7 protein-coding genes are annotated in these 6,430 nt (G+C 73.8%); 4 read left to right on the top strand and 3 right to left on the bottom strand.

What is annotated here, in order from left to right; translation table 11 throughout:
- Positions 1-235: 235 nt before the first annotated feature.
- Positions 236-1,342: a DUF5925 domain-containing protein gene (locus ACFRAV_RS12115; RefSeq protein ID WP_382554148.1), complete on the top strand. Its 1,107-nt coding sequence runs from the start codon at positions 236-238 to the stop codon at positions 1,340-1,342.
- A 15-nt stretch (positions 1,343-1,357) separates the two neighbouring features.
- The gene (locus ACFRAV_RS12110) at positions 1,358-2,110 is read left to right on the top strand and encodes a DUF72 domain-containing protein (protein ID WP_382554146.1); all 753 of its coding nucleotides are present in this window, start codon (positions 1,358-1,360) and stop codon (positions 2,108-2,110) included.
- A 13-nt stretch (positions 2,111-2,123) separates the two neighbouring features.
- Here ACFRAV_RS12110 and ACFRAV_RS12105 read toward each other — a convergent pair whose 3' ends face one another.
- The gene (locus tag ACFRAV_RS12105) at positions 2,124-2,513 is read right to left on the bottom strand and encodes a GntR family transcriptional regulator (RefSeq protein ID WP_382554145.1); all 390 of its coding nucleotides are present in this window, start codon (positions 2,511-2,513) and stop codon (positions 2,124-2,126) included.
- A 76-nt stretch (positions 2,514-2,589) separates the two neighbouring features.
- On the opposite strand from ACFRAV_RS12105, the gene ACFRAV_RS12100 reads away from it, so the two are divergent.
- Both ACFRAV_RS12100 and ACFRAV_RS12095 read left to right on the top strand, forming a co-directional pair.
- A complete protein-coding gene (locus tag ACFRAV_RS12100; RefSeq protein WP_382554144.1) occupies positions 2,590-3,519 on the top strand; it encodes a GNAT family N-acetyltransferase in 930 nt (309 codons plus the stop codon).
- Positions 3,500-4,006, top strand: a complete 507-nt coding sequence (locus ACFRAV_RS12095) for a DUF402 domain-containing protein (protein ID WP_382554141.1) — start codon at positions 3,500-3,502, stop codon at positions 4,004-4,006. Before ACFRAV_RS12100 ends, ACFRAV_RS12095 begins: the two co-directional genes overlap by 20 nt.
- Before the next feature lie 106 nt (positions 4,007-4,112).
- Here ACFRAV_RS12095 and ACFRAV_RS12090 read toward each other — a convergent pair whose 3' ends face one another.
- Together ACFRAV_RS12090 and ACFRAV_RS12085 are read right to left on the bottom strand one after the other, a co-directional pair.
- Entirely contained in the window at positions 4,113-4,763 is a 651-nt protein-coding gene (locus tag ACFRAV_RS12090) for a Tat pathway signal sequence domain protein (protein ID WP_382554138.1), read from the bottom strand.
- A 389-nt stretch (positions 4,764-5,152) separates the two neighbouring features.
- The gene (locus tag ACFRAV_RS12085) at positions 5,153-6,055 is read right to left on the bottom strand and encodes a hypothetical protein (RefSeq protein ID WP_382554137.1); all 903 of its coding nucleotides are present in this window, start codon (positions 6,053-6,055) and stop codon (positions 5,153-5,155) included.
- Between the last annotated feature and the right edge of the window lie 375 nt (positions 6,056-6,430).

Raw genomic sequence — 6,430 nt, 5'->3', positions numbered from 1 at the left:
GGGGGGCCCGGGGCGGGGCCCCGGGGGGGGGCGGGGCGGGGGGGGGGGGGGGGGGGGGGGTCGGGGGGGGGGGGGGGGGGGGGGGGGTGGGGGGGGGGGGGGGGGGGGGGGTGGGGGGGGGGGGGGGGGGCCCCCCCCCCCCCCCCCCTCCGCGAGGGGGGCGAGCTGTGGCGATGCGGGCCGGCAATACAGGAATTGCCGTGCGCTCGCAGCCGATCCCACGGATCATGAGCCCATGGCCGAAGACCCTCACGCCCTTGTGCCCATCCGGCTCGCCCTGGACGACGGTGACTCACCGATCGACGTCATCGACGCCCTGTTCCTTCAGCGTTTCACCACCGGCGAGCAGCCGTACTCCCGGACGGTGAGCCTCGACCGGGTCCGCCCCGGGGCCCAGCTGGTGCCCGACGAGGCCCGCGTCGTGCGGCAGGCCAGCAGTGACAAGCAGCGTTCCACCCTGGCCGAGGGCGACGGCTGGACCCTGCGGGTCTCCACCGCGCAGTGGGGCACCGGCACCCACGTCTCGGTGACGGCGGTCAGCGAGGAGCTGGCGCACTCGGTGATCCACCGCGCCACCGACGGCGTGGAGATGGAACCGGAACCGGTCCCCGAGGAGGTGACCATGGGGTTCTGGCACCTCTCCCCGCGCCGCGGACCGCTGCGCATCACCCGGCAGATCTCCGCCGCCACCTGGGACGAGGTCCGCGTCAACTACACGGCGCCGGTGGCCGGGGCGATGGACTCGCTGATGAAGACCACCCCGGAGGACATCGCCGGCCGTCTCCTGCTGCTGCACGGCCCGCCCGGCACCGGCAAGACCACGGCGCTGCGCACCCTGGCCCGCTCCTGGCGCGACTGGTGCCAGGTGGACTGCGTGCTCGACCCGGAGCTGCTGTTCTCCGACGCCGGCTACCTGATGAACATCGCCATCGGCGACGACGACGATGACGAGGACGGCGAGGGCCGCTGGCGGCTGCTCCTGCTGGAGGACTGCGACGAGCTGGTCCGCGGCGAGGCCAAGCACGTGGCGGGCCAGGCGCTGTCCCGGCTGCTGAACCTGACGGACGGTCTGCTCGGGCAGGGCCGCAAGGTGCTGGTCGGCATCACCACCAACGAGGACCTGGAGCGCCTGCACCCGGCCGTGGTGCGGCCCGGCCGCTGTCTGGCGCGGATCGAGGTCGGCCCGCTGACCCGGCGCGAGTCGGTGGAGTGGCTCGGCACCGAGGAGGGCATCGGCCGCGACGGGGCCACCCTCGCCGAGCTGTACGCGCTGCGGCGCGGCACCTCGCCGACGGCACTGCCCGAGCCGCGGGCCGGGGAGGACGCGGGGCTCTACCTGTAGTGCTTTGATGGCGGTATGACCGTCTTCGTCGGCACCTCCGGGTGGCAGTACAAGGACTGGCGCGGCGTGCTCTACCCGGAGGGCACGCCGATGCGCCGGTGGCTGGAGGAGTACGCCGCCCGGTTCGCCACGGTGGAGAGCAACAACGCCTTCTACCGGCTGCCGTCCCGTGAGACCTTCGCCGGCTGGCGGGAGCGGACGCCGGCGGACTTCACGGTCGCGGTGAAGGCGAGCCGGTTCCTCACCCACGTGAAGCGCCTCAAGGACCCCGCGGAGCCGGTGGAACGGCTGCTGTCCCACGCCGGCGGCCTCGGCGACCGGCTCGGTCCGGTGCTCCTTCAGCTCCCGCCGACCCTGCGCGCCGACGCCGCCCTGCTCGAGGACTGCCTGGCCTGCTTCCCGTCCGAGGTGCGGGTGGCGGTGGAGCCGCGGCACGACTCGTGGTGGACGGACCGGGTGCGGTCGGTGCTCGAGGACCGCGGGGCGGCCCTGTGCTGGGCGGACCGCGGCTCCCGTCCGGTGACCCCGCTGTGGCGGACCGCGGACTGGGGCTACCTGCGGCTCCACGAGGGCCGCGCCCGCCCGTGGCCACGGTACGGCGCCCGCGCCCTGCGCACCTGGGCCGAGCGCGCCGCCGCCACCTGGCCCGCGGGCGACCTGTACGCCTACTTCAACAACGACCCCGGCGGAGCCGCCGTCCACGACGCCACCCGCTTCGCCCGCGCGACCCGCTCGGAGGGCCTGGAGGTGACCCGGACGCCGCGCTGAATCCTCCGGCCCGCTATACGGCGGGCCCCTCGTACACCGCTCGGACCGCGTCCGCGGCGGCATGGTTCGCGGCGTCGGCGTCCAGACCCAGCCGGTGTGCCGTCCGGGCGAACTCCCGGGCCGCGGCGGCCACCGCGCGCTCGGCCGCGGCTCCGGCGGCGGCCACGAAGGTGCCGTTGCGGCCGCGGGTCTCGATCACCCCGTCCGCCTCCAGCGCCCGGTAGGCCTTGGCCACGGTGTTGGCGGCCAGCCCGAGCGTCTCGGCGAGGCCGCGCACGGTCGGCAGCCGGTGTCCCACCGGGAGGGCGCCGGACCGCGCCTGTTCGGAGATCTGCGCCCGTACCTGCTCGTAGGGCGGCAGGCTGCCGGCTCGGTCGTCGATGCGGATCCTCAGGCTGCTCACACCCGGATTCTGCACCACCGGGCCACGGCCGGAAAATGAAGGGCGGCCCCCGGGCCCCTCGCGTACCGTCCCCGCCATGACCGTATCGGTACGCGCCCTCAGCCCGGGAAACCGCGGCGACGCCGAGGCGTTCGCCCGGGTCCGGATGCTGGCCCTCCCCTATGTCTTCTTCACCGCCGACTCCGTCGAGCACGTGCTGACCCGCCTCCCTCCCGACGCCCGGTACACCGCGCTGCTCGCGGAGGAGGACGGCGAGGCGATCGGCACCGCACAGGTCAGACTGGCGCACGACAGCCCGGAGCCCGGGCAGGCGCTGCTCAACGTCTACGTGCGCCCGGACCGCACCGGCCGCGGCGCGGGCACCGCGCTGCTGCAGGCAGGCGAGGAACGGCTCGCCGCCCTGGGCGCGCGCGAGGTGTTCTCCTGGGTCCTGGACGAGCCCGCCGACCGCCTCTTCGCGGAGCGTCGCGGCTACCGCCCTGGCAGCACCGCCCAGTTCCTGCTCCTGGACCTGGCCAAGGCGGCACTGCCCCCGGTGCCCGCCCCGCCCCCGGGCGTCGAGCTGCGCACCGCCGACGACTTCGCCGACGACCCGCGGCCGCTCTTCGCTCTGGACGCCGAGTGCACCGCCGACGAGCCCGGCGACGTGGACCATCTGCTCGACGACTACGGGACCTGGCTCGACGAGACCTGGCGGCACCCGCTCCTGCGCCACGACCTGACCACCGTCGCCGTCGCCGACGGCCGCCCGGTGGCGTTCACCGCGGTCCGCACGGACGGCGGCACCCGGTACGGCACCGGCATGACCGGCACGGCCCGCGCCCACCGCGGCCGGGGGCTGGCGAAGCTGGTGAAGGCCGACTCGCTGCACCGCGCGCGGGCGGCCGGTTTCACCGAGGCGCACACCGGCAACGACGCCGGGAACGACGCCATGCTCGCGGTCAACCGGTGGCTGGGGTACGAGGTCTGCGCGCAGGAGGTGCACCATGTCCGCGAACTCGCCTGAAGGCGGCGGCCCGGAGCAGGTCGAGGTGGTGCTGCGCAAGGCGGGCCGCCTGAAGGTCAGTTACCCCGCGGAGCTGCTCTCCGACGACGGCACCCGGATCGCCGTCCGCGCCGAATGGGCCGGCGAGGGCGTCCGCGACTTCGGCTTCGTGCGGTTCGAGCCCCACGACGTGTTCACCGAGTGGTACTGGCGGGACCGGTGGTACTCGGTGAAGGAGGTCCGCGCCCCCTCCGGCGACCTCAAGGGCTGGTACTGCGACGTGACCCGCCCCGCGGAGCGGGCCGGCGCCGAGGTGGTCGTGGAGGACCTCGACCTGGACCTGTGGGTGTCCGGCGACGGGGCGAGGGTGCTGCGGCTGGACGAGGACGAGTTCGCCGCGAGCGGCCTGCGCGAGCGCGACCCGCACGCCGCCGCCGAGGCCGAGGCCGCCCTGGACCAGCTGGAACGGCTGGCCCGCGAGGGCGGCCTGGAGGCCCTGCTGGCCTGAGGCCCGGAGCCGCGGCGGAACGCCCGGACCGAGGCCGCCCCCGGCGAGCCGTGCTGCTCGCTCGCGGGGGCGGCCCGGGGACCTCACAGGTCCGTGGAGGCGCTGGTCAGTTGACCGACACCGCTCCGCCCGGTCCGGTGACCGGGGCGTACTTGGCGGTGAAGTAGCTGCTGGACGGGCAGGTGGTCGACCCGCTCGTCTTGGTGAGCAGCTGGTTGCTGAAGTTGATCGAGTCGTCGGCGTTGTTCGTGGTGCCGCTGATGGACGCGGCGGAGTACACACAGTTGACGTTTCCGAAGACGCTCTTCAGCACCGCGGTGGCGGTGATCGGTCCGTTCACCGTGAGCACCCCGGCGGAGGTGACCGAGGCGGTCAGCAGCGGCGAGATGGTGATGGAGCTGACGCCGGTGGTGCCGAGGATGTTCGACGTGCACGTGGCGGCGTTGAAGGTCTGCTTCACGTTGTTCTCGGTGGCCGTGCCCGGCGCTGTCGGGTTGGTCGCGACGGTGGCTTCGATGGCGGAGCCGCTGCAGGTGACGCCGGTGCTGCCGCTCGCCGTGGTGGTGAGCTTGGCCGTGGTGCCGGCGGCCAGGGACGCGGTCAGCTTGGCTCCGACCGGGACGTTGGCGCCGGTGGCGTCGTACGTCAGGACCGAGGTGGCTGTCGGCGCGGCGGTCGCGGTCGCGGAGACGCCCCAGAGCGAGGCGGTGCCGGCGAGGGCGGCGGTGGCGAGTAAGGCGGTACGACGATTGCGCATGACGGATTCCTTCCATGGGGGATGGATCTCGGGGGGTGCGCACGGCGGTGACGCGGGTGCCGCCCCGTCACCGCCGTCTGCTCACACGCGGTGTGGGACCGGGCCCGCGGTGAGAGTTCGGGTGGCGCCGTTCACTGCGGGCCTTCCACCACGCCCCGGACAGGGCGGAAGAAGTCGACCGCAGTCGTTCCCTAGGTTTTGTAACCGTGACGCTACGGACGGTCAAGAGGTCCGCCGGATATTTGTTACCCGGGGTAATCCCAGTTCATGCACGGAGTGCTGTCACGCCGCCGGGGCGGCCTCGGGACCCTCGGCCGGCCGGAGGGCAGGGCGGAGCGCCCGTCGGGGCGAGGCGTGCGGTCCCGCCCCGACGGGTCGTCGTGCGGTCGTCAGCCGCGGGCGTCGTTCAGTGCCGCGGTGAGCGAGGCCAGGCTGTCGTCGATGGCGATCGTGGTGTCGACGCCGGTGAAGGTGACCGCGTTCTCCCCCGCCCCGGCGGGCAGGTCGAAGAGCGAGTTCACGATCCAGTTGCTCTCCCCCAGCCCCAGCAGGCCGCAGCGGCTGGCGCCGGGGATGGCCGCCGAGGAGTCGGTGAGGGTGCCGTTGCTGACCTTGAGCACCGCGGTCGGGTGCCCGTTGGGGTCGCCCTCGAAGGAGAGCTCCGGGGCGCCGGGCGAGGAGGCCCGCAGCACGATGGGCTTGGCGTCCGACCCCACGTAGCACCGGGAGCCGAGCAGCGGGTGGATCACCTTCAGCTTGATCGGCATCTCGAACAGCGGGTGGTCGCTGCCGACGGCCAGCGGCACGAAGTTCTTGATCGGGCCGGCCGGCTCGACCTGGATGTCCGCGCTGGTGACGCCGGGCCAGAAGTTGGCCAGGCCCGGCAGCGGCGCCTCGGTGACCGGGGCGTCCAGGAGCGGCCCGCCCACCGGGGCTGCGGTGTCGTAGACGTTGGCGGCGCTGCCCGAGATGTCGACCGTCGGGGCGGCCGACGACCAGCGGATGCCCCAGTTGAGCTTCATCGGGGCGCCGATCGGCACGCTGTACTCGCCGATCCGGAAGGTGCCCCCGTCGACCTCGGAGTGCACGCAGCCGACCTGGAGGTTGCCCGGCTCCGCGAGCAGCGACGAGGTGAGCGGGCAGGTGTCCATGTTCTGGTAGGGGGCGGCCAGCTGGGTCCCGGCGGCCGGGGCGGGCGTCGTCTGCAGTCCCACCAGGGCGGCGCAGCCGGCGATCACGGTGGCGGCCCTGCCGAGCAGGCGGCGGGGTCTGCGGTCTCTCACGTTGTCCATGTGCGCGTCTCTCCTCGCATCGGGCCCGTTCGGGCGGAGTCGTGCGGCACGGCGGCGCGGCGGGTCCCCCTCGCCCGGCGCCACGGGCGAGGGGGACGTTCATCCGCAGGGAAACCCAACGGTGTTCTACCGAGCGCCGGTTGGGTGGTCAAGGCGCGGGGGACAATTTTGTTACCCAAGGTAAGTCCAGTTCGGACGGCGGGTGTTGGCGTCAGGCGATCTCCCGCGGCCCCTCCCGGCGACGGGCCCGCAGGTGGGAGCACCACCCGGAAGGAGAAGCCGCCGACGCCTCCCCGGCACCACGTGGCCACATCCGTACCAATCAGCTCACAAGGTCAACACTCTTTGTCCGCAAGCCAATTGACCACGTTCCTC

Source organism: Streptomyces sp. NPDC056600, from assembly GCF_042792855.1.
Classification (GTDB): domain Bacteria; phylum Actinomycetota; class Actinomycetes; order Streptomycetales; family Streptomycetaceae; genus Streptomyces.
The sequence above is the reverse complement of the archived record's forward strand: the minus strand, read 5'-3'. Positions and strand labels throughout refer to the sequence as shown.

Bases quoted from the DNA above. Each gene is read 5' to 3' on its own strand.
- ACFRAV_RS12115 (WP_382554148.1), top strand. From the start codon at position 236: ATGGCCGAAGACCCTCACGCCCTTGTGCCCATCCGGCTCGCCCTGGAC.
- ACFRAV_RS12110 (WP_382554146.1), top strand. From the start codon at position 1,358: ATGACCGTCTTCGTCGGCACCTCCGGGTGGCAGTACAAGGACTGGCGC.
- ACFRAV_RS12100 (WP_382554144.1), top strand. From the start codon at position 2,590: ATGACCGTATCGGTACGCGCCCTCAGCCCGGGAAACCGCGGCGACGCC.
- ACFRAV_RS12095 (WP_382554141.1), top strand. From the start codon at position 3,500: ATGTCCGCGAACTCGCCTGAAGGCGGCGGCCCGGAGCAGGTCGAGGTG.
- ACFRAV_RS12090 (WP_382554138.1), bottom strand. From the start codon at position 4,763: ATGCGCAATCGTCGTACCGCCTTACTCGCCACCGCCGCCCTCGCCGGC.
- ACFRAV_RS12085 (WP_382554137.1), bottom strand. From the start codon at position 6,055: ATGGACAACGTGAGAGACCGCAGACCCCGCCGCCTGCTCGGCAGGGCC.